Source organism: Pseudomonas sp. 22072, assembly GCF_052046095.1.
In the GTDB taxonomy this organism is placed as follows: Bacteria; Pseudomonadota; Gammaproteobacteria; order Pseudomonadales; family Pseudomonadaceae; genus Aquipseudomonas; species Aquipseudomonas paracarnis.
Window position 1 is genome coordinate 41,170 of record NZ_JBQEQE010000016.1, and the last position, 26,789, is coordinate 67,958.

The 26,789-nt window shown below is 60.0% G+C and carries 27 protein-coding genes; 17 read left to right on the forward strand and 10 right to left on the reverse strand.

The window, feature by feature from the left end; translation table 11 throughout:
• Positions 1 to 21 precede the first annotated feature (21 nt).
• The 8 genes from ACTJLA_RS17380 (at position 22) to ACTJLA_RS17415 (ending at position 6,929) form a co-directional block, all read left to right on the forward strand.
• On the forward strand, positions 22 to 1,008 hold the full coding sequence (locus tag ACTJLA_RS17380) for an HOASN domain-containing protein (protein WP_060764836.1): 987 nt from the start codon (positions 22 to 24) through the stop codon (positions 1,006 to 1,008).
• A gap of 29 nt (positions 1,009 to 1,037) precedes the next feature.
• A complete protein-coding gene (purB, locus tag ACTJLA_RS17385; protein WP_440841691.1) occupies positions 1,038 to 2,471 on the forward strand; it encodes an adenylosuccinate lyase in 1,434 nt (477 codons plus the stop codon).
• Positions 2,471 to 3,919, forward strand: coding sequence for a class-II fumarase/aspartase family protein (locus tag ACTJLA_RS17390; RefSeq protein WP_054897490.1), 1,449 nt, complete (start codon positions 2,471 to 2,473; stop codon positions 3,917 to 3,919). The genes purB and ACTJLA_RS17390 overlap by 1 nt, the downstream gene beginning before the upstream one ends.
• A gap of 38 nt (positions 3,920 to 3,957) precedes the next feature.
• A complete protein-coding gene (locus ACTJLA_RS17395; RefSeq protein WP_054920863.1) occupies positions 3,958 to 5,031 on the forward strand; it encodes a class I SAM-dependent methyltransferase in 1,074 nt (357 codons plus the stop codon).
• 110 nt (positions 5,032 to 5,141) lie between these two features.
• A complete protein-coding gene (locus ACTJLA_RS17400) occupies positions 5,142 to 5,471 on the forward strand; it encodes a hypothetical protein (protein ID WP_003191756.1) in 330 nt (109 codons plus the stop codon).
• A gap of 96 nt (positions 5,472 to 5,567) precedes the next feature.
• Positions 5,568 to 6,014: a GNAT family N-acetyltransferase gene (locus ACTJLA_RS17405; protein WP_034126087.1), complete on the forward strand. Its 447-nt coding sequence runs from the start codon at positions 5,568 to 5,570 to the stop codon at positions 6,012 to 6,014.
• 4 nt (positions 6,015 to 6,018) lie between these two features.
• Complete coding sequence (locus ACTJLA_RS17410) at positions 6,019 to 6,279, forward strand: hypothetical protein (protein ID WP_032900704.1); 261 nt, start codon at positions 6,019 to 6,021, stop codon at positions 6,277 to 6,279.
• A 401-nt stretch (positions 6,280 to 6,680) separates the two neighbouring features.
• Entirely contained in the window at positions 6,681 to 6,929 is a 249-nt protein-coding gene (locus ACTJLA_RS17415; protein WP_003191753.1) for a DUF1652 domain-containing protein, read from the forward strand.
• 15 nt (positions 6,930 to 6,944) lie between these two features.
• On the opposite strand, the gene ACTJLA_RS17420 is transcribed toward ACTJLA_RS17415, so the two are convergent.
• Positions 6,945 to 7,307, reverse strand: coding sequence for an NUDIX hydrolase (locus ACTJLA_RS17420; RefSeq protein ID WP_054920861.1), 363 nt, complete (start codon positions 7,305 to 7,307; stop codon positions 6,945 to 6,947).
• 126 nt (positions 7,308 to 7,433) lie between these two features.
• On the opposite strand from ACTJLA_RS17420, the gene ACTJLA_RS17425 reads away from it, so the two are divergent.
• The 3 genes from ACTJLA_RS17425 to ACTJLA_RS17435 all read left to right on the forward strand — a co-directional run bounded on the left by ACTJLA_RS17425 (position 7,434) and on the right by ACTJLA_RS17435 (position 10,263).
• The gene (locus ACTJLA_RS17425) at positions 7,434 to 8,411 is read left to right on the forward strand and encodes a Gfo/Idh/MocA family protein (RefSeq protein ID WP_054920858.1); all 978 of its coding nucleotides are present in this window, start codon (positions 7,434 to 7,436) and stop codon (positions 8,409 to 8,411) included.
• Positions 8,412 to 8,456: 45 nt separating this feature from the next.
• Positions 8,457 to 9,086, forward strand: a complete 630-nt coding sequence (locus tag ACTJLA_RS17430) for a ribonuclease T2 family protein (RefSeq protein WP_054920856.1) — start codon at positions 8,457 to 8,459, stop codon at positions 9,084 to 9,086.
• A 589-nt stretch (positions 9,087 to 9,675) separates the two neighbouring features.
• Positions 9,676 to 10,263, forward strand: coding sequence for a LysE family translocator (locus ACTJLA_RS17435; protein ID WP_054920851.1), 588 nt, complete (start codon positions 9,676 to 9,678; stop codon positions 10,261 to 10,263).
• Here ACTJLA_RS17435 and ACTJLA_RS17440 read toward each other — a convergent pair.
• From ACTJLA_RS17440 to gloB, 8 genes are all read right to left on the reverse strand, one after another.
• Positions 10,205 to 11,098, reverse strand: a complete 894-nt coding sequence (locus ACTJLA_RS17440; protein WP_054920849.1) for an AraC family transcriptional regulator — start codon at positions 11,096 to 11,098, stop codon at positions 10,205 to 10,207. The two genes, ACTJLA_RS17435 and ACTJLA_RS17440, sit on opposite strands and share 59 nt — an antisense overlap.
• Before the next feature lie 35 nt (positions 11,099 to 11,133).
• Complete coding sequence (locus ACTJLA_RS17445; RefSeq protein ID WP_014718252.1) at positions 11,134 to 12,735, reverse strand: ABC transporter ATP-binding protein; 1,602 nt, start codon at positions 12,733 to 12,735, stop codon at positions 11,134 to 11,136.
• A 1-nt stretch (position 12,736) separates the two neighbouring features.
• Positions 12,737 to 13,756 (reverse strand): ABC transporter permease, encoded by a 1,020-nt coding sequence (locus tag ACTJLA_RS17450; protein WP_003190688.1) that lies wholly within the window; start codon positions 13,754 to 13,756, stop codon positions 12,737 to 12,739.
• 1 nt (position 13,757) lies between these two features.
• Positions 13,758 to 14,831 (reverse strand): microcin C ABC transporter permease YejB, encoded by a 1,074-nt coding sequence (locus tag ACTJLA_RS17455; RefSeq protein WP_034126078.1) that lies wholly within the window; start codon positions 14,829 to 14,831, stop codon positions 13,758 to 13,760.
• Positions 14,832 to 16,664 (reverse strand): extracellular solute-binding protein, encoded by a 1,833-nt coding sequence (locus tag ACTJLA_RS17460; protein ID WP_440841696.1) that lies wholly within the window; start codon positions 16,662 to 16,664, stop codon positions 14,832 to 14,834.
• Positions 16,661 to 18,490 (reverse strand): extracellular solute-binding protein, encoded by a 1,830-nt coding sequence (locus ACTJLA_RS17465; protein WP_440841698.1) that lies wholly within the window; start codon positions 18,488 to 18,490, stop codon positions 16,661 to 16,663. The genes ACTJLA_RS17460 and ACTJLA_RS17465 overlap by 4 nt, the downstream gene beginning before the upstream one ends.
• A 234-nt stretch (positions 18,491 to 18,724) precedes the next feature.
• Positions 18,725 to 20,125 (reverse strand): transglycosylase SLT domain-containing protein, encoded by a 1,401-nt coding sequence (locus tag ACTJLA_RS17470; protein WP_200583049.1) that lies wholly within the window; start codon positions 20,123 to 20,125, stop codon positions 18,725 to 18,727.
• Positions 20,126 to 20,223: 98 nt separating this feature from the next.
• On the reverse strand, positions 20,224 to 20,991 hold the full coding sequence (gene gloB, locus ACTJLA_RS17475) for a hydroxyacylglutathione hydrolase (RefSeq protein ID WP_034126075.1): 768 nt from the start codon (positions 20,989 to 20,991) through the stop codon (positions 20,224 to 20,226).
• A gap of 65 nt (positions 20,992 to 21,056) precedes the next feature.
• Here gloB and ACTJLA_RS17480 point away from each other — a divergent pair, with 65 nt between their 5' ends.
• The 5 genes from ACTJLA_RS17480 (at position 21,057) to ACTJLA_RS17500 (ending at position 25,183) form a co-directional block, all read left to right on the forward strand.
• Entirely contained in the window at positions 21,057 to 21,815 is a 759-nt protein-coding gene (locus tag ACTJLA_RS17480; protein ID WP_054897496.1) for a class I SAM-dependent methyltransferase, read from the forward strand.
• A 31-nt stretch (positions 21,816 to 21,846) separates the two neighbouring features.
• On the forward strand, positions 21,847 to 22,299 hold the full coding sequence (gene rnhA, locus ACTJLA_RS17485) for a ribonuclease HI (RefSeq protein WP_003173571.1): 453 nt from the start codon (positions 21,847 to 21,849) through the stop codon (positions 22,297 to 22,299).
• A gap of 47 nt (positions 22,300 to 22,346) precedes the next feature.
• Positions 22,347 to 23,261 carry a helix-turn-helix domain-containing protein gene (locus tag ACTJLA_RS17490; RefSeq protein WP_440841702.1) on the forward strand — a complete coding sequence of 305 codons (915 nt, stop codon included), beginning with the start codon at positions 22,347 to 22,349 and terminating at the stop codon, positions 23,259 to 23,261.
• 140 nt (positions 23,262 to 23,401) lie between these two features.
• Positions 23,402 to 24,505, forward strand: a complete 1,104-nt coding sequence (locus tag ACTJLA_RS17495) for an NAD(P)-dependent alcohol dehydrogenase (RefSeq protein ID WP_440841703.1) — start codon at positions 23,402 to 23,404, stop codon at positions 24,503 to 24,505.
• 105 nt (positions 24,506 to 24,610) lie between these two features.
• Complete coding sequence (locus tag ACTJLA_RS17500) at positions 24,611 to 25,183, forward strand: nuclear transport factor 2 family protein (RefSeq protein WP_440841705.1); 573 nt, start codon at positions 24,611 to 24,613, stop codon at positions 25,181 to 25,183.
• Positions 25,184 to 25,193: 10 nt separating this feature from the next.
• On the opposite strand, the gene ACTJLA_RS17505 is transcribed toward ACTJLA_RS17500, so the two are convergent.
• Positions 25,194 to 25,499: a DUF2388 domain-containing protein gene (locus ACTJLA_RS17505; protein WP_440841707.1), complete on the reverse strand. Its 306-nt coding sequence runs from the start codon at positions 25,497 to 25,499 to the stop codon at positions 25,194 to 25,196.
• Between the two features lie 204 nt (positions 25,500 to 25,703).
• On the opposite strand from ACTJLA_RS17505, the gene dnaQ reads away from it, so the two are divergent.
• Positions 25,704 to 26,444, forward strand: a complete 741-nt coding sequence (gene dnaQ, locus ACTJLA_RS17510; protein WP_440841758.1) for a DNA polymerase III subunit epsilon — start codon at positions 25,704 to 25,706, stop codon at positions 26,442 to 26,444.
• The last annotated feature ends 345 nt before the right edge of the window (positions 26,445 to 26,789 follow it).

The window sequence follows — 26,789 nt, forward strand, 5'->3', positions numbered from 1 at the left end:
ACAAAAATAATGGAGCACATGATGAGCCCACGTAATTTTTCCCTGCCGCAATTGCAGAATATTCACACGGCCGAAGCCCGTCTGTTGGCGGAAGCCTTGAAGCCGGACGCGACGTTCAATCGCATCGAAATTGCTGCCAATATGCTGCGCGCCCTGTGCGAGACCGGCCAACGTGGCGACGCCGCGAATGCAGCGCAGTGCCAGCAATTGCTGTACATCCTGTCGCTGAGCGATGACGTGGCCACCGCCTCGACCCGGCGCTGGCTGGCCAATGCCGTCTATAGCGTACAAGAGCGTTTCATGCCGTCAGCCGACCTGGCATCACCCTTGTCCGAGGCCGGTTTCCAGCAACGCCTGGAAGAGCAGATTGCCGCGCAGTCGCGGGAAAACCATCCGATGTCGCAGTATGTGTTTGAAGGCAAAGCCTCTCGCGAGCAACTGCAGGTGTTTTTGCGCCATCAATGGTTCCGCACGTACCGCCTGTACCGGGATGCCGCCGACCTGCTGGTCAACCTGACTGATGTGGACGAGGCGGCCGCCCTGGCGCGTTATCTCTACGGCGAGTTGGGCGAAGAAGACGAGCGGCGCTCCCACCCCCGCCTGTTAGCCAAGCTGCTTGCCGCCGTGGGCCTGAATGCCGATTTCGAGGCGCTCTCGACGATGCCCGAGGAAATCGCCTACCTCAACAACCGCGCACGCTGTTTCCGCAACCCCGATGTCGGCTGGGGCCTGGCGGTGTTCTACATCACCGAACTGGTGGTGCCGGGCAACCACGGCAAGCTGTACAACGCCCTGCGCAACGCGGGCTTGAGCCAGGATGACGCGGAGTACTACGAAGTGCATATCAGCCTGGTGCCGCCGCGGGCCAAGCGTGAATGGGCGCTGATCTCACGGCGTATTCCGGACCTCGGGTTTCAGAATGCGTTCCTGACGTCTTTGGCCGAGCACTTCCGGCTGGAGCGGGCTTATTACGATGCAGTCTGGGAAGAAGTACAACGCGTGAAGTAGCCCTCCCTGGACAACCCGAGTAACCCGACATGCCAAGTCATATCACTGAATCCCGTATCCACGGGGGCGCTTACTCGTCCCCGGAATTTGCTGCGATCTTCTCTGATGCCAATCAGGTGCAGAAGTGGCTCGATGTTGAAACAGCGCTGGCGGCGACCCAGGCGCAGATGGGCCTCATCCCCCACGAGGCCGCCCGGGAGATTGCCCGGGTAGCCAGCGTGGAACTGCTGGACCTCGACGCGTTGGGGCGCGAAGGCCTGGAAACCGGGCACATCCTGGTGCCGACCCTGCGCGCATTGCAGGGGTTATGCGCCGATGGGCTGGGCGAATACGTGCATTACGGCGTGACCACCCAGGACATCCTCGACACCGGGCTGATCCTGCAAATCCGCGATGCCTGGGGCCTGGTGGTGCAGCGTTTGCGCGGGATCCGTGGGCATCTGCTCACGCTCGCCCTGCGCCATAAGCACACGCCGATGGTCGCCAGGACCCATGGTCAACACGCTTTGCCCACCACGTTTGGCTACAAGGTGGCGGTGTGGGTCGATGAGATTGATCGACACCTTGAACGCTTTGAAGAAGCCTACGCCCGGGTGATGGTCGGCAACCTGACCGGCGCCGTGGGCACCCTGGCCGGGCTTGGCCCGCAGGGTTTGGAAGTGCAGCGCCGTACCCTGGAAAGCCTCGGCCTGTCGGCACCGTTGAGCAGTTGGCACAGCGCCCGCGACCGCATCCTGGAAGCCGCGTGGTTGCTGGTGCAGGCGTCGGCGACGTTGGGCCGTGTCGCCAATGAGATCTACCACCTGCAGCGCACCGAGATCGACGAAGTGCGCGAGGGGCGGCGAGCCGGGCAAGTGGGAAGTAGCACCATGCCCCACAAGCAAAACCCATCGACGGTGGACCTGATCAGCGCGCTGTCGCGGCTGGTGCGCGCGCAGATGGTTGCGCTGACCGACGCCGCTTTCCAGATGCACGAGCGTGACGGCACCACTTGGCGCATCGAATGGGCGGCCTTACCCGAGCTGTTCATTTACGCCGGTGCGTTGCTCGCTCGTATGGAAGGCTTGCTGCAGGCTGGGCTGCAGGTGCGTGAAGCGCGCATGCGCAGCAACCTGGACTTGCTGGGCGGGCTGATCCTGTCGGAGCGCGTGATGCTTGCGCTGGCGCCTCGGTGTGGCAAGCAGACGGCCCATCATCTGGTGCACGACATCGCCCTGCAGGGCCAGGACGCGGGCGTTTGCTTTCGCGATGCGCTGCTTGGCGACCCTCGGCTGCGCGGTTGTTTCAGCGCGCAAACGCTCGACGACTTGCTTGACCCGACAGCCTACACAGGGCTGGCGGCCGAGATGGTCGATCTGGTGGCAACTAAAGCAAGACCTCGCGCTTCAGGCGATGGCGCTGAGGCGGTGATGGCAACCCAAGGCAATACCAGTCAGTCCCTGTACGCTACGGAGGGTATGTGATGGATGCGCAAACATTGGAAGTGACAGCCCGTGCGTCTTGCACCGCACGTTCGGACCACCCGGGCTTTGATCATGACGGCGAGCAATGCCGCCACGAACACAGCCACATCCTCGATTCGAAAACCCACGGTTCGGGTTATGCCGGCCCGCAGAGCCGCAAGATCTTCTGCAGTCATTGTCGCCTGCAACGTTGGCTGGACGTGGAAGCTGCGCTGGCCATGGCCCAGGCCGATGTCAACATCATCCCGCGCGAGGCGGCCCTGGAGATCGAAAAGGCCGCGTTGCTATCGGGCATCAATGTGCGCCAACTGGCCGAGGGCGTGGCTGCCACTGGGCATTCGCTGATGCCATTGCTGAGCGCCCTGCAAAAAAATTGTAGCCCCAGTGCCCGTGAATACGTGCATTACGGCGCTACCACCCAAGACATCCAGGACACCGCCCAATCCCTGGAGATGCGCGATGTGCTTGATGCGATGGATCAGGCCCTGGAGACTTTGCTGGGCAAGTTGTCGACCCTGGCCGATGCGCACCGTGACTCGCTGATGGTCGCCAGGACCCACTCGATTCCCGCTTTGCCGACCACCTTCGGGCTGAAGGTCGCCGGCTGGATCGATGAGCTGTTGCGCCACCGGCAGCGCTTGGCCGAAGCCCGCCAGCGTGTACTGGTGGTGCAACTGTTCGGCGGGGTCGGCACCATGGCGGCGTTCGGCCCGGACGCCATGCCGATGCTGGATCGTTTTGCCCAGCGCTTGTCGCTGCAAGTGCCCCTGACGGGCTGGCATGTGTCCCGTGACCGCGTTGCGGAGTTCGTCAGCACCCTGGCCATGGTCACCGCCTCGTTGGCCCGCGTAGCCGATGAAATCCGTACGCTCAATCGTTGGGAAATCGCTGAAGTGGAAGTGGGCTGGAGCGACCAGCAGATCGGCAGCAGCACCATGCCGCACAAACGCAACCCCGAAGGCTGCGAGCAGGTGGTGGTGTTGGCACGGCTGGCCAAGGCCCAGGTCATGCTCGCGCTGGACGCGATGATTCTTGAGCATGAGCGCGATTACCGCGGTACGCGGTTGGAGTGGTGCGCGGTCGCGGACGTTTCCCACTATGCACTGATGGCGCTCTCGATTCTGACCGAGACCATCGATGGGCTCACCGTGAATGTGCAGAAAATGGAATGCACCGCCCAGGCCTATGGCGATGCCATCTGCACCGAAGCGGTGGTGTTCGAAATGGCGCGCAAGCTGGGCAAGAGCAGCGCCTACCAGATCATCTTCGAAGTGTCCCAGGCCAGCCAGCGCAATCACGTGTCGATCCGCGAGGCAATCGAGGCCGATGCGCGGGTGCTTGCTGTCATGAATGATGGCGCCCTGGCCCGGCTGTTCGAGCCCCGTACTCACTTGGGCATGTCCGAACGCATCGTTGACAACGTGCTGGCCAAACTCGCCGGCCACTGATCCCTTAACAGATTTGCATATTCATCAAGGAGCGACAGATGTCCAACGTTATGGAAGTTGATAAAGCCAAGGTCCAGCAATTTTCGGCGCGCATCATGGAGGATTACGGCAACACGCTGCGCGGCGCCATGCTCTACATCGGCGACCAGCTCGGTTTGTTCAAGGCTTTGGCCGACGGCCAGGCGGTGACCCTGGAAGAGTTGGCGCACAAGACCGGCTACAACGCACGTTACTTGCGCGAATGGCTGGGCAGCATGGCCACCGGCAATTATGTGACCTACGACGCGCAAACCCGCCGTTACCAAATGCCCGCCGAGTTTGTGCCGGTGCTGGCCGATGAAGATTCGCCGTATTTTGCCGGTGGCATTATCCAGCTGAGCGTGCCGTTCGTGAGCATGGCGCCCAAGGTCATCGAGGCCTTCCGCCATGGTGGTGGTTGCGCTGAAGAGGCGTTCCCGCTGGAAACCTGGAAAGGCATGGAGCGCATGACCATGCCCTGGTACAAGCACTACCTGGTCCAGCACTGGATTCCATCCCTGGACGGCGTCGAAGAGAAGCTCAAGACCGGCGGCAGTGTGCTGGATTTCGGCTGTGGTGCGGGCCTGGCGGCGATCACCATGGCCAAGGCCTATCCTGAGGCGCGCATTGTCGGCTGCGACTTCCACCTGCCTTCCATCGAGTTGGCGCGGGCCAACGCCGAGGCGGCTGGTGTGGGTGACCGGGTGCAATTCGAGGTGAACGACTCCGATGCGTTGCGCGGCCAGCAATTCGACTTCGTGACCACCTTTGTGGTGATCCACGATGCCACCGACCCTCAGCAGATGCTCAAGGATTTGCGCGCCGCCACGGCCGAAGACGGTATTTACCTGATGGTGGAGCTCAACCTGTCCGAGGAACTGCACGAGAACATGAACCTGTTCGGGCGCGTCATGTACCCGCAGAGCACCCTCTATTGCATGACCTGTTCGCTGTCCCACGGTGGGGCAGGGCTGGGGGCGTTCATGGGCGAGAAGCGTGCCCGCCAGATGGCTGAGGCAGCCGGGTTCAGCCGCTTTCGTAAAGTGCCTTCGCAGTGGCCACCGATGCCGGCGCTGTTCGAACTCAAGCCTTGATAGGAAGCATCCGCGAGTCGCTTTGCGCAGTAAGGCAATTTAATGGCCCCTTTGTAACAAAATCCTCGCCAAAATCACTTTTATTTTCAGGTGGTTAGGTGAGGATGCAAATGCGCTCTGTGGGAATGATGCTGATTGCCTGCTCCCTGGCCGGCGGCGCGACTGTCGCGCAGGCCAGGGAATTGCGCGAGGGTGACAAGTACATGTGCAGTTGGGGCGCAGGCACGGCCGCCAGGGCCCAGGAGCTAAAGTTATCCGGCGTTTCGCTATACGCGGCCCGGCAGAAGATCCAGACCCTCAAGTTCAGCAAATCGTGGATGCGCATGATGGCCATGGGCATCACCGAGCAGACCTATGACAGCCGCTCAAGGCTCAAGCCCGAGGCGATTCGTCAAAGCTTTTACCAGGATTGCCTGCGCTACAAGGTCGCACGCAAGTAATCCGTAGCCCGCACCAGCCGTGGGGCCTTTACAAATCCACGACAAACCCCATGTGAGTATTTGCATACAATTGCGCACTTCTTGATGGAGGCGGGTATGCAAGTGCTGATTCGAACGGCGACACCTGATGACGTCGACACGCTGTGCGCGATTCGCACCTCGGTGGTGCAAAACCACCTGAGCCTTGAACAGATGGCTGGCCTGGGGATTACCCCGCAGGTATTGAGCGATACGTTGCGCGCAGCACCTTGCGGCTGGATCGCGGAAGTGGACGGCCAGGCGGCGGGGTTTTCCATGGTCGACCTGGATGAAGGTGAAGTGTTCGCAATGTTCGTGCTGCCCTCGCACGAGAAGCTTGGGCTGGGCCGTCAACTGATGGCGGTGGCCGAGGCGGCTCTGTTTGAGCACCACGACACGCTCTACCTGGTGACTGATGGGCGTGATGAAATCCGGGCCAATGGGTTCTATCAGCGCCTGGGCTGGTCCGTCGTGGGCCCGGTCGATGGTGATGACGTTCGTTATGAAAAGAGCAGGGCGCCATAAGGCCATGAATGCCCCAGAGCCTCCATCGTCCAACGGCTTGCGCTACCTCGCGGTGGGTGTGCTGGGCATCGCCGTGCTGCTGGGGTTCTATTTCATTCAACTCAACGCCAAGGTCGACCGCCAGCGCGAAGAGGCGGCTGAACGCCTGACGCTGTGTCGTCATCTGGAGGCCGTGGTGGGCGCCACTGCTTCCAGTCGTGAGGCCCTTCAAGAAACATGCAAGCAGTTAAGTGAACAGTTACTTGAAAGCGCTACGCCCGATTAATAACCATTTTTTATACAGGGATTTACTGTCGTTACTTGCACCAAAAAGTAGCACGACTACTGCCTTCTACCTTAAAAAATATGTGGTTATTGAATGACTTACGACGCTTTCAATCCGACGAAAGGATTAAAATAATCTTGTTACATGTTTTTACAATCGCTACTATAGCCGAGCGTTCACCTCCCACGGTTTATGCATTTTTAAATCCCAAGTTTCCATCAGCTACTTGGGATTTTTTTTGCCCGCGATTTAATCTCGGCCTGTCGTTCATGGCCGGTGACGACCTACTAAAGTGAGGGCTGGCTAACACTTTTGCATTAATTGTCCGGCGGCCGGCAAAACCTTATCTATGCTGCTTGCATCACCTCAATCGGGTAGAACCCAGGGACGGGGGGCTGATCATGATTTCCATCACCGAATTCAACCGCATCATGGCCTCAGGCTTCCTGCCGCTTGCGTGTGAGTGCTGCCTCAATAGTGACGGCTCGCTGCGCATCAGCGTGTTCGAGCCTGCGTCCGGTCGTGTCGACTTGCTGCTGACCCGCGTATCACCCGAAGGCCTGGACAGCATCCGTGCCATCTCCAACCTGATTGGTGAGTTGCGTACCGAGATAAAGGCCGGGCGCCGTGGGTTTGCGGCGGTAGGTTAACGGCCGTCCAGCGCGTCAGAGGCGCCGCAGGAAGGATTTGACGATGTGGCGGGTAGCGTCTGTGGTGTCCAGCTCGTCCACGGCGCTGTAGGCGTACCACTGGCAATCCACAATCTCATTGCACGGCCGTGCCTCGTCGATATTGATCACCGAGGCCTCGAACACATGGTGGACGGTGTCGCGGGCCTTGAGCTCCTGCAGGTACAGCAAGCCGTCCACGTTTAAACCGGTTTCTTCTTCCAGCTCGCGTTCCGCCGCGCCTACCGGACGCTCGTGCGCTTCTACTTTCCCGCCGGGCAATGCCCATTTTGATCTGGCCTTGCGTACGAAGAGGATGTGCCCCTCATGTTCGCAAATGACGGTCGCCCTAATTTTCATCGAGTGTGCCCCCGCGCCGGATGAATGTCATAAAAGTGTAATGCAATTGTCATGCTAAGTGGTTATGGCGCGCCAGGGCCTGTATGTGGATACTGCCCGATTGACGAATACGACCGAGGACATTAGATGAAGACCATACGCTGGGGCATGATCGGCTGTGGCAGTGTCACTGAATTGAAGAGTGGACCGGCTTTCTATAAAGCGCCAGGTTCGGCATTGGTCGCCGTGATGGGGCGGCGTGCCGAGGCGGTGCGCGATTATGCGGCGCGCCATGGCATTGCCCGTTGCTATACCGATGCCCAGGCCTTGATCGATGACCCCGAGGTGGATGCGGTCTACATTGCCACTCCGCCCGACAGTCACCTTGAGTACGCCCTGAGAGTGGCCGCGGCGGGTAAACATTGTTGCGTCGAAAAGCCGATGTCGCTGAATGCTGAACAGAGCGCGTTGATGCAGCGCACATTCGAGCGCGCCGGGCTGCATCTGTTTGTCTCCTACTACCGGCGTTCATTGCCACGCTTTCAGCAAGTGCGCACCTGGCTGCAGGAAGGCCGTATCGGTGAGTTGCGCCACCTGACCTGGACCTTGTGCAAACCCGCTGCTGTAACAGACTCCGACGCCACCAATTGGCGCACCGATCCGGCCATTGCCGGTGGCGGTTACTTTGCCGACCTGGCGAGCCATGGGTTCGACCTGTTCCAGTACCTGGCCGGGGACATCGTCGAGGTCTCAGGCTTTTCGGCGCGACAGGCTGGGCGCTACGCGGCAGAAGATGCCGTGACGGCCTGCTGGACATTTGCCAGCGGTGCATTGGGCATGGGCTGCTGGAATTTTGTGGCGGACCGACGCGAAGACCGGGTCGAACTGATCGGCAGTCGCGGTCGTATTCAGTTTTCGGTGTTCGAGGACCAGCCGCTGCGTCTTGAAGGCGAGACCACCGAGGTGTTGGACGTGCCGTGTCACACCCATATTCAATGGCACCACGTCCTGAACATGAACGCGCATATTCGTGGCGAGGCCGAGCATCCGTCGCTGGGCATCGAAGCGCTGAAGACCGATATCATCTTGGACAAGGTGTTACACCGTTACTCCCAGCATCCCTAGGCGTGGCAATAGCGTAAGGCTTTACTCTTTTAAAGGAATACCGGGATGAAATACTGGATGGTGATGTGGCTGCTGATGGCCACCGCGGCAACGGCGGCGCCACGCAGCCAAGGGCAGGCGGGTGAGTTTGATTTCTATGTGCTATCGCTCTCGTGGTCACCCACGTTTTGCCTCACGCACTCAGGCAACGAGCAATGCTCAGGTAAAGGCTACGGCTTTGTGCTGCATGGTTTGTGGCCGCAATACGCACGGGGAGGGTGGCCGGCGTCCTGTACACCGCAGACGCGCTTGAGCGCGGCAGAAATGGACAAGGGCGCGGCGCTGTTTCCCACCCGCACGCTGCTCAAGCATGAGTGGGCCAAGCATGGTACCTGCAGTGGGCTGGAGCCGTTGGAGTATCTGGAGAAGACCGATGTGGCGCTCGGTGCGGTTGCCATTCCGCAGCAACTGCAGCCGTTCAATACGCCGCCGTCATTGCGGGCCAACGAGATCGAGGCGCTGTTTCGCGAGAGCAACCCACGCATGGGCAACCACGGTATGGCGGTGATCTGCAAGGGCAAGGTGCTGTCGGAAGTGCGGGTGTGCCTGACCAAGGATCTCGCGTTTGCCGGTTGCCCGCGCAGTGTGAAGAGCCAGTGTCGGGGGGGCGATATTCGTATTCCCACCCAGCGCTGAGAGGTGCCCTGGATCCCACTATGAAAGCTGGCTTGTTGGGTCGCCGTATCGCTGCGATCGCGGCGTGCCAGCCGATGGCTATCTACCTGACGCCCCCGCGATCCAACTGTGGGAGCTGGCTTGCCTGCGAAGACGACCTCACAGTCGACACCGTAATACCGAGTACCTATCCATTCCTGCGGTAACGGCTACTTAGGGTTCCGCCCTGACGGCGTCTCACTTTTGAAAAGCCGGAATGCCGGCCCAGACAAAAGTAAGCAAAACGCTCTTGCCCCACCACGTTACCCACGAATTCAAGCCTGCGTTCGGCCAGCGTGGTTTAACGGGGCGCCTGAGATCAAGATCACAAGCAGATCAAGATCAAGAGCGGCTCGCTTCGCATCGTGGTTACCTGTGGGCGGCACATTTGACATCTCTGTCGATTGAACGGCCGCCATCGCAGGCAAGCCAGCTCCCACAGTTTATCGCGGGGGCACTAATCAGATCAGCGTCCGTTTCTGAAGTACCCAGGGGCATTTTCTTCAATACCCTCGTGTCCCTGCGCGGTACCGTGATCTAAACCTCGTTTGGGATCACAAAAGGAACTGCAATGAGCTTGATTCTCTCCATGGCCGCCTTTGCCCTGGCCACGTCCATCACGCCGGGACCGGTGAATGTGGTCGCTTTAAGTTCTGGCGCACGTTTTGGTTTCGTCGCCAGCCAGAAACATGTCTTCGGCGCCGCCGTGGGTTTTACCTTGTTGTTGGTGTTGATCGGCCTGGGGTTGCATGAAGTATTGGTGCGCTGGCCGATCCTGATTCAATTGATCCGCTGGGGCGGCGTGGCGTTCTTGTTGTATATGGCTTGGAAGCTGGCGGTGGATGATGGCCGTCTGGACGCTGACGGTGCGCACTCCGCGCCGTCGATGTTGTATGGCGCGATCATGCAGTGGCTCAACCCGAAAGCCTGGCTGGCGTGTGTGGCAGGCATGGGGTTGTTCGTGGCCGATGGCGATGCGGCGCAGGTATGGTTGTTTGCCGTGCTTTACCTGGTGATCTGCTACCTGTCGGTGGCGTGCTGGGCGTATGCGGGGACGTTTTTGCGCCGCTACTTGAACAACCCCAAAGGTGTGCGCCTGTTCAACCGCTCAATGGCCGCGTTGCTGGTGGCCAGTGTGGGTTATTTGCTGATGGCTTGAGGTTCTCGCGGTATTGCCCCGGCGTGGCCGCGAAGTGTTGTTTGAAGGTGCGCTGGAAGTGCGCCTGGTCGGCAAAGCCCGCGGCCAGGGCGACGTCGGCAATCAGTGCGCCATTGCGCAGTTGGCTGCGGGCGAACTGGATGCGGCGGTTGACCATGAAGGCGTGGGGCGTCAAGCCGTAATACTGCTTGAATGCGCGGATCAGATAAGACGGCGACAGTTCAGCGGCCTGGCAAATGTCTTCGAGTTTCAAGGCCTGTGTGCAGTGGGCGCGGATGTAGTCGGCGGCGCGTTCCAGTTTGTGGTTGACCTCGCGTACCGGCGTCAGTGAAGGATTCAGGCGCTGTTGCACCTCGGTGAAGTAACTCACTAGCGCACTCTGTTTTTGCAGCAGTTCGGCCTGCTCATCCACTAGCGTGCGGTACAGGTCAAGCAAGCCGTGGTACAGCCCGGTGTCGCGAGTATGGGGTGTGTCGAATGGCCGGTAGCCCTGGTCGGTACTGAATCCCAGCTGGTATTGCAGGTCGGTCAGCCACGGCGTGTCCAGGTACAGCATGTGGTAGGACCAGGGCTGGTCATGGATGGGGTTGCACGCATGCACATCGCCTGGGTTCATCAGCACCACGGTGCCGGCGCTGATTTCGAAGGTGCGCGCGCCGTAGTGGTAATAGCTGCAGCCGGTGGTGATCGCACCGATGGAAAAATGCTCATGGGCGTGCCGGGTGTAAGTGACCTTGCGCCCGTCGGCGATGGTGCGCGCTTCGATGAACGGCAGGCGTTCGTCGCGCCAGAAGCGCGGCGTGTCTGCGGGACGGGCGATTGGGCTGAGCGACATGGCGTTATTTCTCCTGCATTTGCACCCGCGTGCCGTCAGGCCGGCACCAAAAAAGCCGCCTTGAGCAACTGCCGGGTATAGGCATGTTGCGGGTCAGCAAAAATAGCCTGGGCATCGCCTTGCTCCACCACCTGGCCTTGCTTGACCACCATCAACTGGTGACTCAGCGCCTTCACCACTGCCAGGTCATGGCTGATAAACAGGTAGGTCAGGTTGTACTTGGCCTGCAAACCACGCAGCAACTCTACCACCTGGCGCTGTACCGTGCGGTCCAGGGCCGAGGTGGGTTCGTCCAGCAGGATCAGGCGCGGCTTGAGCACCAGCGCTCGGGCGATAGCGATGCGTTGGCGCTGGCCGCCGGAAAATTCATGGGGGTAGCGATGCCGGGATTCGGGGTCCAGGCCCACTTCCTTGAGCGCCGCGATAATCGCCGCTTCCTGTTCGGCGGGCGTGCCCATCTTGTGGATACGCAGGCCTTCGCCAACGATCTCGCTGACGCACATGCGCGGGCTCAGGCTGCCGAACGGGTCCTGGAACACGACCTGCATTTCCCGGCGCAACGGGCGCACCTGCTGTTGGCTGAGGCGGTCCAGTTGCTGGCCTTCGAAGCGAATCCCGCCCTGGCTGCCGATCAGGCGCAAAATTGCCAGGCCCAAGGTGGACTTGCCCGAGCCACTTTCGCCAACGATGCCCAGGGTTTGGCCCTGGGGCAGGCTGAAGTTGATGCCGTCCACAGCCTTGACGTAATCGACGGTATTGCGCAAAAAGCCTTTCTTGATCGGAAACCAGACTTTCAGGTCGTCCACTTCCAGCAGCGGAGGGCCGACATCATTGTTGGCTGGCCCACCACTGGGCTCCGCCGCGAGCAATTCCTGGGTGTAGGGATGCTGGGGCGACTGGAACAGTGTCTCGCAATCGGCCTGTTCAACGATGCAACCTTGCTGCATCACACACACACGATGGGCGATGCGCCGTACCAGGTTGAGGTCGTGGCTGATCAGCAGCAGCGCCATGCCCAGCCGCGCCTGCAGCTCCTTGAGCAATTCCAGGATCTTCAACTGCACGGTGACATCCAGCGCCGTGGTCGGCTCGTCGGCAATCAACAACTCCGGCTCGTTGGCCAGAGCCATGGCGATCATCACTCGCTGGCGCTGGCCGCCGGACAGCTCGTGAGGCAACGCCTTGAGGCGTTTGTGTGGCTCGGGGATACCCACCAGCTCCAGCAATTCCAACGTGCGCTGGGTGGCGACCTTGCCGGTCAGGCCCTTGTGCAGGCCGAGCACTTCGTTGATCTGCTTTTCGATGGAATGCAGCGGGTTCAACGAGGTCATCGGCTCCTGGAAGATCATCGCAATGCGGTTGCCGCGTATATGCCGCAGGGTTTTCTCTTTGAGCGTCAGCAGGTCTTGCCCTGAATACTCGATAGTGCCAGACGGATGCCTGGCCAACGGGTAGGGCAGCAGGCGCAGGATCGAATGGGCGGTGACCGATTTGCCTGAACCGCTTTCGCCCACCAGCGCCAGGGTTTCGCCGCGCTTGATGTCGAAACTGACGTGGTTGACCACGCGGTGATGATGCTCGCCGGTGACGAACTCGACACTGAGGTCGCGGATTTCGATCAGATTGTCCGGATTCATCTCATTTCCTCGGGTCGAACGCATCGCGAGCGGACTCGCCGATAAACACCAACAAGCTCAACATGATCGCCAGCACCGCAAAGGCACTCATGCCCAGCCACGGCGCTTGCAAGTTGGATTTGCCCTGCGCCACCAGCTCACCCAGCGACGGCGAACCTGCCGGCAGCCCGAAGCCTAGAAAGTCCAGGGCGGTGAGGGTGCCAATGGCACCGGTGAGAATGAAGGGCAGGAAGGTCATGGTCGAGACCATCGCATTGGGCAGGATGTGACGGAACATGATCGCACCGTTCTGCATGCCCAGCGCCCGCGCCGCGCGCACGTATTCCAGGTTGCGCCCGCGCAGGAACTCGGCGCGCACCACATCCACCAGGCTCATCCAGGAAAACAGCAGCATGATCCCCAGCAGCCACCAGAAGTTGGGTTGCACGAAGCTGGCCAGGATGATCAGCAGGTAAAGCACCGGCAAGCCGGACCAGATCTCCAGGAAACGTTGCCCGGCCAGGTCGACCCAGCCGCCATAAAAGCCCTGCAAGGCGCCGGCAATCACGCCGATGATCGAGCTGAGTATGGTCAGGGTCAGGGCGAAGAGCACCGATACACGAAAGCCGTAGATCACCCGCGCGAGCACATCGCGCCCCTGGTCATCGGTGCCCAGCAGGTTGACCGAGGACGGCGGCGCCGGGGCCGGGACTTTCAGGTCGTAATTGATGCTCTGGTAGCTGAACGGAATCGGCGCCCACAAGGTCCAGGCGTCCTTGGCCTTGAGCAGTTCCTGGATGTACGGGCTCTTGTAGTTGGCTTCCAGCGGGAATTCACCGCCGAAGGTAGTCTCCGGGTAGCGCTTGAGCGCCGGGAAGTACCAGCCGCCGTCGAAGTGCACCGCCAGGGGCTTGTCGTTGGCGATCAACTCGGCGCCCAGGCTCAGCACGAACAGCACCAGGAACAGCCACAGCGACCACCAGCCACGCTTGTTGGCCTTGAACCGCTCGAACCGGCGGCGATTGAGGGGGGACAGGTTCATCTCAATGCTCCCGGCTGGCAAAGTCGATACGCGGATCGACCAGGGTGTAGGTGAGGTCGCCGATCAGTTTCACGATCAGCCCCAGCAGGGTGAAGATAAACAGCGTGCCGAACACCACTGGGTAGTCACGGTTGATCGCCGCTTCAAAGCTCATCAGGCCCAGGCCGTCGAGGGAGAAGATCACCTCCACCAGCAACGAGCCGGTAAAGAAGATGCCAATGAAGGCCGAAGGGAAACCGGCGATCACCAGCAGCATGGCGTTGCGGAACACGTGGCCATACAGCACGCGGCGATTGGTCAGGCCCTTGGCCTTGGCGGTGACCACGTACTGCTTGTTGATTTCGTCGAGAAAGCTGTTCTTGGTCAGCAGGGTCATGGTCGCGAAGTTGCCGATCACCAGGGCAGTGACGGGCAGCGCCAGGTGCCAGAAGTAATCGAGGATCTTGCCGCCCCAGCTCAACTCCTCGAAGTTGTTGGAGGTGAGCCCGCGCAGGGGGAACCAGTCGAAATAACTGCCACCGGCAAACACCACGATCAGCAGAATCGCAAACAGGAACGCCGGTATCGCGTAGCCGACGATGATCGCCGAGCTGGTCCACACATCGAAATGGCTGCCGTGGCGCGTGGCCTTGGCGATCCCCAGGGGGATGGACACCAGGTACATGATCAAGGTGCTCCACAACCCGAGGGAAATGGACACCGGCATCTTCTCCTTGATCAGGTCGATGACCTTGGCGTCTCGGAAAAAGCTGTCACCGAAGTCCAGCTGGGCGTAGTTCTTGACCATGATCCACAAGCGTTCCGGCGCCGACTTGTCGAAGCCGTACATCTTTTCGATTTCCTTGATCAGCGCCGGGTCCAGGCCCTGGGCGCCACGGTAGCTGGAACCGGCCACCGCAACTTCGGCGCCGCCGCCAGCAATGCGGCTGGTGGCGCCGTCGAAGCCTTCGAGCTTGGCGATCATCTGCTCCACCGGGCCGCCGGGAGCGGCCTGGATGATGACAAAGTTGATCAACAAGATCCCGAACAGCGTGGGAATGATCAGCAACAGGCGGCGAACAATATAGGCCAGCATTTAATCGCCTCCGCTCGCCGCATCGGCGCGTGTGTCCAGGGGGACGGCAGGTGTGACGTCGGGTTTGCTCCACCAGGTCGCGGTGCCGACGTCGTAGCGTGGCGAGACCTTGGGGTGGCCAAGGTGGTCCCAGTACGCCACGCGGAAGGTCTTGATGTGCCAGTTGGGAATCACGTAGTAACCAAACTGCAGCACACGATCCAGCGCCCTGGCGTGGGCGATCAGGCTTTGTCGCGAACCGGCGTCGATCAGCTCTTCCACCAACTGGTCGACCGCGGGGTCCTTGAGGCCCATGTAGTTGCGGCTGCCGGGCTTGTCGGCGCTGGAGGATTTCCAGAACTCGCGCTGCTCGTTACCCGGCGAGGTAGATTGCGGGAAGCTGCCCACCAGCATGTCGAAGTCGCGCGAGCGCAGGCGGTTGACGAACTGTGAGACGTCCACGCGACGAATCACCAGGTCGATGCCCAGGTCTGCCAGGTTGCGCTTGAACGGCAGCAGGATGCGCTCGAACTCGGTCTGGGCCAGCAAAAACTCTATGGTCACTGGCTTGCCGGTGCTGTCGACCATTTTGTCGTCAACAATCTTCCAGCCCGCTTCCTGCAGCAGTTGGTAGGCCTCGCGTTGCTGGGTGCGAATCATGCCGCTGCCGTCGGTGTGGGACGGTTCGAATGCCTGGGTGAAGACTTCGCCAGGGATCTTGTCGCGCAGCGGCTCGAGAATCGCCAGCTCGTCCGGACCGGGTAGGCCGGTGGCGGCCATTTCCGAGTTTTCGAAATAGCTGCGGGTACGGGTGTAGGCACCGTTGAACAGTTGCTTGTTGCTCCACTCGAAATCCAGCAGCAGGCTGATGGCCTTGCGCACCCGCACGTCCTGGAACATCGGCTTGCGCATGTTGAACACAAAACCCTGCATGCCGGTGGGGTTGCCGTTGGGGATTTCTTCCTTGATCAATCGGCCTTCTTTCACCGCTGGAATGTTGTAGGCATTGGCCCAGTTCTTGGCGCTGAACTCCAGCCAGTAGTCGAACTGCCCGGCCTTCAAGGCTTCCAGGGAGACAGTGCTGTCGCGGTAGTAATCGGTGATGCGGGTATCGAAGTTGTAGAAGCCCTTATTGACCGGCAGGTCCTTGGCCCAATAATCCTTGACCCGCTCGTAGCGAATCATGCGGCCCGGCTTGACCTCGGCCACCTGGTAAGGCCCGCTGCCCAGGGGGATTTCCAGGTTGCCCTTGGAAAAATCCCGGCTGGCCCACCAGTGTTTGGGCAGTACTGGCAACTGCCCAAGGATCAACGGCAACTCGCGGTTGTTGGTGCGCTTGAACTTGAACAGCACGCGCAACGGGTCTTCGGCCACGACTTCGTCGACGTCGGCGTAGTAGTTGCGGTACAGCGGGTTGCCTTCCTTGATCAGGGTCTGGAAGGTAAACACCACGTCCTCGGCGCGTATCGGGTGGCCGTCATGGAAGCGCGCTTCAGGGCGCAGATAGAAGCGCACCCAGCTGTTGTCCGGGGCTTTTTCGATCTTGCCGGCCACCAGTCCGTATTCGGTGATGGGTTCGTCCAGGCTTTGCATGGCCAGGGTGTCGTAGATCAGTGGCAGGTTGTCTGCCGGTACGCCCTTGCTGATATAGGGGTTGAGGCTGTCGAAGCCGCCCATGGCCGATTCGCGGAAGGTTCCGCCCTTGGGGGCGTAGGGGTTTACATAGTCAAAATGCTTGAAGTCGGCGGGGTACTTGGGGGGCTCGTTGTAGAGAGTCAGCGCATGCTGAGGCGCGGCGTGCGCCGCGGTGCACAGCAACAGGCTGGCGAGCAGGGTAGTACGCAAGGACATCATTGGGCTTTCTCCGAAGCTTTCAGCCACCATGCGCTCAGGCCCAGGCTGTAGGGCGGCGTGGTGACGAAGGCGAACCGGTTGCGGTACGCCAGGCGATGATAGTTGAGGTACCAGTTGGGGATGCTGTAGTGCTGCCACAGCAGCACCCGGTCCAGGGCGCGGCCGGCAGCCAGTTGTTCTTCGCGGGTCTGCGCCGCCAGCAGTTGGTCCAGCAGGTGGTCGACCACCGGGTTAGCGATACCGGCGTAATTCTTGCTGCCTTTGATTGCGGCCTGGCTGGAGTGGAAGTACTGCCACTGCTCAAGGCCGGGGCTCAAGGTCTGGTTGAGAGTCATCAAAATCATGTCGAAATCGAATTGATCGAGGCGCTGTTTGTACTGTGCGCGGTCAACGGTACGCAAGCGGGCGTCGATGCCGATGCGGGTCAGATTTTCGACATAGGGTTGCAGGATGCGCTCGAGGTTCGGGTTGACCAGCAGGATTTCCAGGCGCAGCGGTTGCCCGTCCTTATCCAGCAGGCGCTGCCCTGACAGTTTCCAGCCGGCCTCGCTGAGCAGGGCCAGGGCCTGGCGCAGGGTTTCGCGGGGAATGCCACGGCCATCGGTGTTTGGCAGACTGAACGGTTGGGTAAACAGCGCAGCCGGCAGTTGGTCGCGGTAGGGCGAGAGCATCAACCACTCATGGCCCACGGGCAGGCCGGTGGCCGAGAATTCACTGTTAGGGTAATAGCTCACCGAACGCTTGTAGGCGCTGCTGAACAGCGTGCGGTTGGTCCATTCAAAATCGAACATCAACCCCAGGGCTTCACGCACTTTGGCCTGGCTGAATGCCGGTCGCCGGGTATTCATGAACAGGCCCTGGCTCTGGGTGGGGATCTGATGGGCGATCTGCGCCTTGATCACATCGCCGCGGTTGACCGCCGGGAAGTTGTAGCCGGTGGCCCAGTTCTTGGCCTGATGCTCGATATAAATGTCGAATTCACCGGCCTTGAAGGCTTCAAAGGCCACGTCGCTGTCGCGATAGAACTCCACTTCGACCTTGTCGTAGTTATAGAAACCCTGGTTGACCGGCAGGTCTTTGCCCCAGTAATCCTTGACCCGTTCAAACACCAGTTGCCGCCCAGGCGCAACCTTGGTGATGCGGTAAGGTCCACTGCCCAGGGGCGGCTCGAAGGTGGTTGCCTTGAAGTCACGGTTTTTCCAATAGTGCAGGGGCAGCACCGGCAACTCGCCCAGGCGCAGGATCAGCAAGGGGTTGCCGGCGCGCTTGAACACAAAGCGGATACGGTGAGGGTTGAGGATATCGACCCGGGCCACTTCCTGCAGGTTGGTGCGGTACTGCGGGTGGCCTTCGGTCAGCAGGGTGCGATAGGAGAACGCCACGTCAGCGGCGGTGATCGGCTTGCCGTCGTGAAAGCGTGCTTCGGGGCGCAGGTTGAACACCACCCAACTGCGGTCTTCGCTGTATTCCACCGATTGGGCAATCAGGCCGTAGCTTGAGGTGGGTTCATCGCCTGACGGCGCGTATTGCCCGGTGCCCACCATCAAGGGTTCATTGAGCTCGTTGACGCCGTACTGCAGGAAGTTGGCGGTGGAAACCGGGCTTGAACCTTTGAAGGTGTAGGGGTTGAGCGTATCGAAGGTGCCAAATGCCATCACCCGCAATGTCCCGCCTTTGGGCGCTGCAGGGTTTACCCAATCGTAATGGGTGAATTTGGCCGGGTACTTGAGTGTGCCGAACTGCGCATAACCGTGGCTTTCGGTGATCGTCGCGTTCGCCGCAAAGCTCAAGGCCAGACTTATTAGTAGAAGGAGGGGACGCTTCAAGTCAGAGATCCGATCCAGGCGGCTTGGGCTTTATGATCGGTACAGTAACAGCTTGTTCCGGTTGGAAAAAGGCTGTCGGGAAGGCCATTTTGCGGACTGCAAGCTATTGGACGGTGTGAAGGTCAAATGTGGGAGCTGGCTTGCCTGCGATAGCATCACTGCGGTCTGACTGATAGACCGAGGTGCCTGCATCGCAGGCAAGCCAGCTCCCACACAAGCCAGCTCCCCGAGGTATTAGCGCGGCCCGGAAACCACCAGCATCTGCCCAGGCTTCAATGCCTGGCCGGTGCGCGGGTTCCAACGCTTGAGATGTTGCATCTCGACATTGAAACGCTTGGCCACCATGTACAGCGAGTCACCTTTCTTGACCTTGTACTGCACCGGTTTTTTCGCCGCGACTTTACGCGTGTCCTGCATCACCAGGGTCTGGCCGACCTTGAGGGCCTGGCCGTTGAGCTTGTTCCAGCGCTGCAGGTCATGCACATCGACCTTGTTGACCTTGGCGATCAACGTGAGGTTGTCGCCACTGCGTACCTTGTAGCTGCGGGTCCGCCCGGCGACCGCCTTGGTCTCGACTTCGTCGAACACCGGCTTTTTCGGGCGCATACTCAGCAATTCTTCCGGCTTCATCGTCGAAAGGGTGCTGGTCAGCAGTTGGGCCTTGGAGGTTGGTACCAGCAGATGCTGGGGGCCATCCAGAGTGGTGCGTTGTTTCAAGGCTGGGTTGAGCTGGAACAGTTCGTCTTCGTCGATCTCGGCCAGCGCGGCAACCCGTGACAGGTCCATGCTTTGCTTGACTTCAACCACTTCGAAGTACGGCGTGTTAGCAATTGGGTTCAGGTTGACGCCATAGGCCTCGGGCGCCAGTACTACCTGGGACAAGGCCAGGAACTTGGGCACATAGTCCTTGGTTTCCTGAGGCAGGGGCAGGTTCCAGTAGTCAGTGGGCAGGCCGAGCTTTTCGTTGCGCTCGATTGCCCGGCTGACCGTGCCTTCGCCGGCGTTATAGGCCGCCAGGGCCAGCAGCCAGTCGCCGTTGAACATGTCATGCAGACGCGTCAGATAGTCCAGGGCGGCGGTGGTGGAGGCCGTGATGTCGCGGCGGCCATCGTAGGCGCGGGTCTGGCGCAGGTTGAAGTAGCGCCCGGTGGAGGGAATGAACTGCCACAAGCCCACCGCATCGCTGCGCGAATAGGCCATTGGGTTGTAGGCACTTTCAATCACTGGCAGCAGCGCCAGTTCCAGGGGCATGTTGCGTTCTTCAAGGCGTTCGACGATGTAATGAATGTAGAGGCTGCCGCGTTCGCCGGCATTCTCCAGAAAGGAGGGGTTGCTGGCGAACCACAGGCGCTGTTGCTCGATGCGTGGGTTGACGCCGACACCGTCCTGCAATTGAAAGCCCCGACGCATGCGTTCCCAGACGTCCTGGGGTACTTCGGGGCTGGGCTTCTCTGATAGCCAAATAGGTTTTTGCTTGATCTTGGCAGCAAGATTCGGTTTGGGTTGCACGGTGGATTGTGCAGCGTAATGAGTCGATTGGCAGCCCGCCAGAGTTGCGGAAACGGCCACCGCCACGGCTTGAGCCAGGCGGGTCAATGCGTCTGAAGAAATGGATTTACGAATAGATGACGACATTGGCTGGAAGTAAGTTCCGGGCAAAAATGTCGGGCGATTCTAGAAAGCGCTTTGGTTCCGGTCAACCATTCAGAAATTACGTATCAGATTGCATCTGGTTAGAACTTATCTTTCCAAGCCCTCAAGCTAGCAAACACCTCGGCCCCAGAGCGGTTGTCGCGGCCGTTCCGTTCGTCCGCTTTTTGTTTAACGGATGTTTCAGCGGTGCGCAGAAAAGGGTTAGTACGTTTTTCCAGGGCCAGGTTGGAGGGCAGCGTCATCTCGCCACGGGCGCGAAGTTGGGCGACATTTTCCACACGTTCGGCGATGTCGGCATTGTGCGGTTCCACGGCTTGGGCAAATTTCAAGTTACTTTGCGTGTATTCGTGGGTGCAGTACACCTGCGTATCGGCGGGCAGGGCGGCCAGGCGTTCCAGAGAGTTGTACATCTGTTCGGGTGTACCTTCGAACAGGCGACCGCAACCGGCGGCGAACAAGGTATCGCCACACAGCAATACGCCTTGGTGATAAAAGGCGATGTGGCCGAGGGTGTGGCCTGGCACGGCGTACACGTCGAAGTCCCAGCCCAGCACGCGGATATGGTCGTTATCGTGCAAGGCCACATCCCGCGCCGGGATCTTTTCGTTGGCAGGGCCATAAACCTTGGCGCCGGTGGCATTTTTCAGTTGCTCGACACCGCCTACATGATCATGGTGATGATGGGTAACCAGTATGTCGCTGAGGCGCCACTCGGCATTCTGCTTGAGCCAGGCCAGCACTGGCGTGGCATCGCCGGGGTCGACCACGGCGCAGCGCTGGGTCGTAGGGTCTTGTAACAACCAGATGTAGTTGTCGGTAAAGGCGGGTAGGGCACTGATCTGTATCATTCTTCGATTCGCCAAGCTGAACACATTGGTGCATCTTAGAACGTCTAGGCGAGTTGGAGAATGCAATGACTGATAAAGCGTTCGCCCAGGCCGATCCTGAGTGGCTGGCCCTGATCAGCGCGGCCCGCGAATGGTTGTCCGGGCCGATTGGGCAGTTTTTGCTGGAAGAAGAGCGGCGCATGCTCGAAGACGAGCTGGGCCGGTTCTTTGGTGGCTACCTGGTGCATTACGGACCGTCGGCCGACACGCCTCCATCGGCGCCGCAGGTGCAACGCAATGTGCGCCTGGGTGCACCGTTGCCGGGCGTGGAGATCGTCTGCGAGGAACAGGCCTGGCCCTTGAGCGAACACGCCGCCGATGTGGTGGTGTTGCAGCACGGCCTGGATTTCTGCTTGTCACCCCACGGTTTGTTGCGCGAAGCGGCGAGCAGCGTGCGCCCTGGTGGCCATTTGCTGATTGTCGGCATCAACCCCTGGAGCAGTTGGGGCCTGCGCCGTGTGTTCGCCCATGACGGACTGCGCCAGGCGCGTTGCATCGCGCCATCGCGTGTGGGCGACTGGCTCAACCTGCTGGGCTTCGCGCTGGAGAAACGCCGCTTCGGGTGCTATCGTCCGCCGCTTGCGACTGCCAAGTGGCAGGGCCGTCTGGCCGGTTGGGAACGCCGGGCAGGAGCCTGGCAGCTGTCGGGTGGCGGCTTCTATTTATTGGTCGCACGCAAGATCGTGGTCGGTCTGCGACCGTTGCAGCAAATGCGCCGCGAGCCGATCGGCAAGCTCGTGCCGATGCCGTTGGCCAAGGTCAACCGCGAACAAGGCGAACCGTAAAACCTCTTTTTGATTTCAGGCCGAATAACCGATGACCGATAGCGTAGAACTCTTCACCGATGGCGCCTGCAAAGGCAACCCGGGCCCAGGCGGCTGGGGCGCCTTGCTGGTGTGCAAGGGCGTGGAGAAGGAACTGTGGGGCGGCGAAGCCAATACCACCAATAACCGTATGGAATTGATGGGCGCCATTCGCGGCCTCGAAGAACTCAAGCGGCGTTGCAACGTACTGCTGGTGACCGACTCGCAATATGTGATGAAGGGCATCAACGAGTGGATGGTCAACTGGAAAAAACGCGGCTGGAAAACGGCGGCCAAGGAGCCGGTCAAGAACGCCGACCTGTGGCAATTGCTCGATGAACAGTGCAACCGTCACGACATTACCTGGAAATGGGTGCGCGGGCACATCGGCCACCCTGGCAACGAGCGCGCCGACCAGTTGGCCAACCGTGGCGTGGATGAAGTGCGCGGGTACAAGCAGAGCTGAATCAGCGACATCGCAGCGGCCGTTCGAATACTACTCGGGAGCGCGGAATGTCCTTTTCACCTCATGCCGATGTCCAGGCCTTTCTTGACGAAGCGGTGGAGAGTGAGCCTGAGGGGCTCAGTTATACGCCACCACGGATTTCGCAGATGATCCGCCGTGAGCTGCCGCCATGGGGCGCTATTGAATGTGTGCAGGTGGTACAACGGGCTCATCGTTTTGAAATGCGCCGCCAGCAGCACCAGTTCGTGCTGTACCGACAGGGGGCGGTCAGTGATGGCGAGGTCAGCATCGATGGCTTGCGCTTGGCTGGGCCTCGGGCCTTGGACCAGCTCATTGACTTTATCCCCGCCGGTTGCCTATTCGAAGGTTGGGCCGGGGAGCGTGCCCGAGTGGGGTATGTACTGGTGTCGATTGACGAGGAGCGATTGGCGACAGCCTGTCCAAGTTACCGGGTGCAGAAGGATCTCAAGCCGCTGATCAGTTGCCATGATGGGTTTGTGCGAGCTCTGCTCGAGCGGTTGGATCAGGTGGTGTGTGGCGGCAAGACCGATACCTTGTATCTGGAAACCCTGGTCATGCTGTTGATGCAGGAGCTGCGTTTACTCCAACAACTGCCTGAGGTCGTACTGGTGAACGCAGGTGAGCTGGGGCGGGCGCAGCGCCAGCGGTTGGTCGATTACATCGAGGCGTCACTGGCCAACGAAGTACGCCTGGCCGATTTGTCAAACATCGTCAATCTCAGCCCCTATCATTTTTCTCGGATATTCCGGCGCACGTTCGGCATGTCACCGTACCAGTACCTACTGCTGTGTCGGGTCAACCGGGCCAAACACTTGATCACCACCACCGACCGCAGTTTGCTGGATATTGCCCTGGCGACCGGGTTTGCCGGCGCTAGCCAGTTCTCTCGTGCGTTCCGCCGGATTGTCGGGCAGTCCGCCAGTGAGTTGCGTCGGCCCTAGGCTCCGTTGCATTGCGCAATAAACGTCAACACGTCAGCAAGGAAGGTAAAGCGACCTGCGGACCTGCTCGTTAATCTGGCTTCAATGGTTGGTTACCCCGGTAATCAATAACAAGCCACTGATCGTGCGAGAGAGATCCAATGAAAATCCTGGCTGCTGTGACTGAAGGCAAAGGCCCGCTGTTTGATGTGCGCTCCTTGCAACTGGACACTGTGCGCAGCGATGAAGTGCGCGTCAGAATCATTGCCACCGGCATCTGCCATACCGACCTTGCCGTGCGTGACCGCCAGATTGCGGTGGCAATGCCCGTGGTGCTCGGTCACGAAGGGGCGGGTATCGTCGAGCAAGTCGGGCCGGGTGTCAGCCATGTGCAGGTGGGTGACAAGGTTATCCTGTCCTTGGGCTTCTGCGGTCAGTGCAGTCATTGTGCCAGTGGGTTGCCAACTTACTGTGCTGAACATTTTGACTACAACTGGAAAGCCTCTCGTGCCGATGGCTCGGTGGCACTGCATGACAACGGGCGGCCGGTGCACAGCCACTTTTTCGGCCAGTCTTCATTCGCTAATTACGCGGTGGTGAGCGCCAGCAGCCTGGTCAAGGTGGCGGATGATGCACCACTGGAGTTTCTGGGGCCCTTTGCCTGTGGCGTGATGACCGGGGCAGGCGCAGTCATGAACGCGCTCAAGCCAGCCCCTGGCACTGCCATCGCCGTCTTCGGCATGGGGGCCGTCGGCCTCAGTGCGGTCATGGCCGCGCGCGTGATGGGTTGCAATCCGATCATCGCAATAGACACGCAACCCTCGCGCCTGGCGGTGGCTCGGGAGATGGGGGCCACGCTACTGATTGACGCGAACCAGGCTGACGCAACGCAGCAAGTCATGGCTCTGACCGGCGGCCGGGGAGTGAAATACGCCGTTGAATGCGCTGGCCATGTTGGTGTGATGGCCAATGCCGTCAGCGTCTTGGAAGAGGGCGGTGAGGCCGTGCTGACTGGTGTGGTCGCGCCTGGCACCCAACTGTCTCTGGATGTCATGCAACTGATCCGCGGCCGTGTGGTGCGGGGCAGCATCATGGGGGACGCGGCGCCTTCAGTGTTCCTGCCGCGGTTGGTGGACTTGTTCCAGCAGGGGCGTTTCCCGGTAGACAAAATGATCCGCTTCTACGACCTGGAACACATCAATCAAGCGATCGCCGATATCCACTCTAGCGACACCATCAAGGCTGTCCTGCGCATGCCCCATTGATTCATAGCCCGTACAGGTGCGGTCAGGCCATGGCCGCACCGGCAAAGCCGTGCGCGCAGTAAAACCGTATCAACCCGTCAATCAAGCGAAAGTGAGGTAGTAAACATGATGAGTCTTCGTGGATGGTTATTGGGCTTGTTGGTCACCACGGCAGTCTTTGCCGCCGGCGTTAACGCTCAACCCAAAGCAACGATTAAGGAACAGGGCGGCTTTTACTATTTGTCGCCGGGGTACACCACTGCCGACGTGGCGGATTTTTATTGGCGCAGCTTGAATGGCTGGTCGGAACATCCGGCCCAGATGGCTAAGTATTATGTTCAGGACGGCGTTTACGAACTGGCTTATGCGCCAGTCCACGACTTCCCGAGTGTCGGTTTCAAGCGCGCAAACAAGGGGCGTCAAGAGCTAACGAATTACTTCACTGACTTCAGTAAGCAAATGGGCCATCTGACGTACAGCGATCCCAAGACCTGGACGCTGCTTGAGACCACCGAAAAAGGCACCTATGTATTCGAGTACACCAGTGACGGCGTCATTCGCTCCAGTGGCAGGCCTTATCACCAGACCTTTATTGCCATTTTGCGTATGGCCAAGGACGGGCAGATCCAGTCTGTGCGCGAGTACTGGGACCCCTACGTAGCCTTGCGAGATTTTGACCTGATCAAAAAGACCCAGTGAGCATAGCCGATTAGAGGGCTAGGATTGCACGGGCGAGTTGCTCGTCCGTGCAATGTAGATCCGCCCTCATCCGGCGAATGTGCTCGAACGCCGACTCCAGCGCAACGCCACGTATATCACCCTGGCTTGCGACAAACGACGCGGCATCGGCCTTGGCCGCCAGCACGATCTTATCGTCCTTGAAGCTGCTGCTGGTGCCTCCTGTGGCACTCATCGACAGGCTCACCAGCGCGTCAGTCGTCATGACAAAACTGGTGGCCTGCACACTGGCGGCGCAGAGCAGGCAGGGGATAAACAGCCATTTTAGCGTGCACATGAATCCGGGTAGTCCGCATCAAGAATAAGGCGAGCAGGCTAACAACGGGCGCGGGAGCAAACTGCAGCAGGTTTGCTAAACCTTGTAAAAAACTGTTGGGTGACCCGCCGTGGTTTTTTGCCATGGGGCGCATCGGTTCGGGAGCGTGCTAATATCCCGCCCCTTGAAATGCACCAAACCGTTGAGAGCTGAACCCTGATGGCCATCCGATCTGTTGTACTCGATACCGAAACCACCGGCATGCCGGTGACCGATGGTCACCGGATCATCGAAATCGGCTGTGTCGAACTGATGGGGCGCCGCCTGACCGGTCGCCACTTCCACGTCTACCTGCAACCGGACCGCGACAGTGACGAGGGCGCGATTGGCGTCCACGGCATCACTGACGAATTCCTCAAGGGCAAGCCGCGCTTCGCCGAAGTGGCCGATGAGTTCTTCGAATTCATCAATGGCGCCCAGTTGATCATCCATAACGCGGCGTTCGACATCGGTTTCATCAACAACGAATTTGCCCTGATGGGGCAGACCGACCGTGCGGACATCTCCCAGCACTGTATGATCCTCGATACCTTGATGATGGCCCGCGAGCGTCACCCGGGCCAGCGCAACAGCCTCGATGCCTTGTGCAAGCGCTATGGCGTCGACAACTCCGGCCGTGAACTCCACGGCGCCTTGCTTGACTCCGAGATCCTGGCCGACGTTTACCTGACCATGACCGGCGGGCAGACCAGCCTGTCCCTGGCCGGTAATGCATCCGATGGCAGCGGTTCGGCGGAAGGGTCGGGCAACCGCCCTTCGGAAATCCGCCGCTTGCCAGCTGATCGCAAGCCGACGCCGATCATCCGTGCCAGCGAGCAGGACCTGGCCGAGCATGCGGCAAGGCTGGAGGCGATTGCCAAGGCAGCCGGTGCGCCGGCGTTGTGGACTCAACTCACTCAGCAATAACCGCTCATGTAGGAGCAGGCTTGCAGCCATGGGTACTTACACAGTTGCATCTGTGGCGAGGGAGCTTGCTCCCGGCCAGCCAACACCTATCTACCTGACGCTGCGCGATCAAACTGTGGGAGCTGGCTTGCCTGCGATAGCCACAGGTATCTACACAACGCTGTAACGTTGGACGGTAACCACGATGCGAAGCGAGTCGCTCTTGATCTTGCTCTTGATCTGCTTTTGATTTCAGGCGCCCCGTTAAACCACGCTGGCCGGAATCCGACAGTGATTTGGGGGGTAAACCGGCAGGGATGCCGGTTTAGCCGCCCCGCGCCATGGATGGCGCGTGGCGGCGGCCCC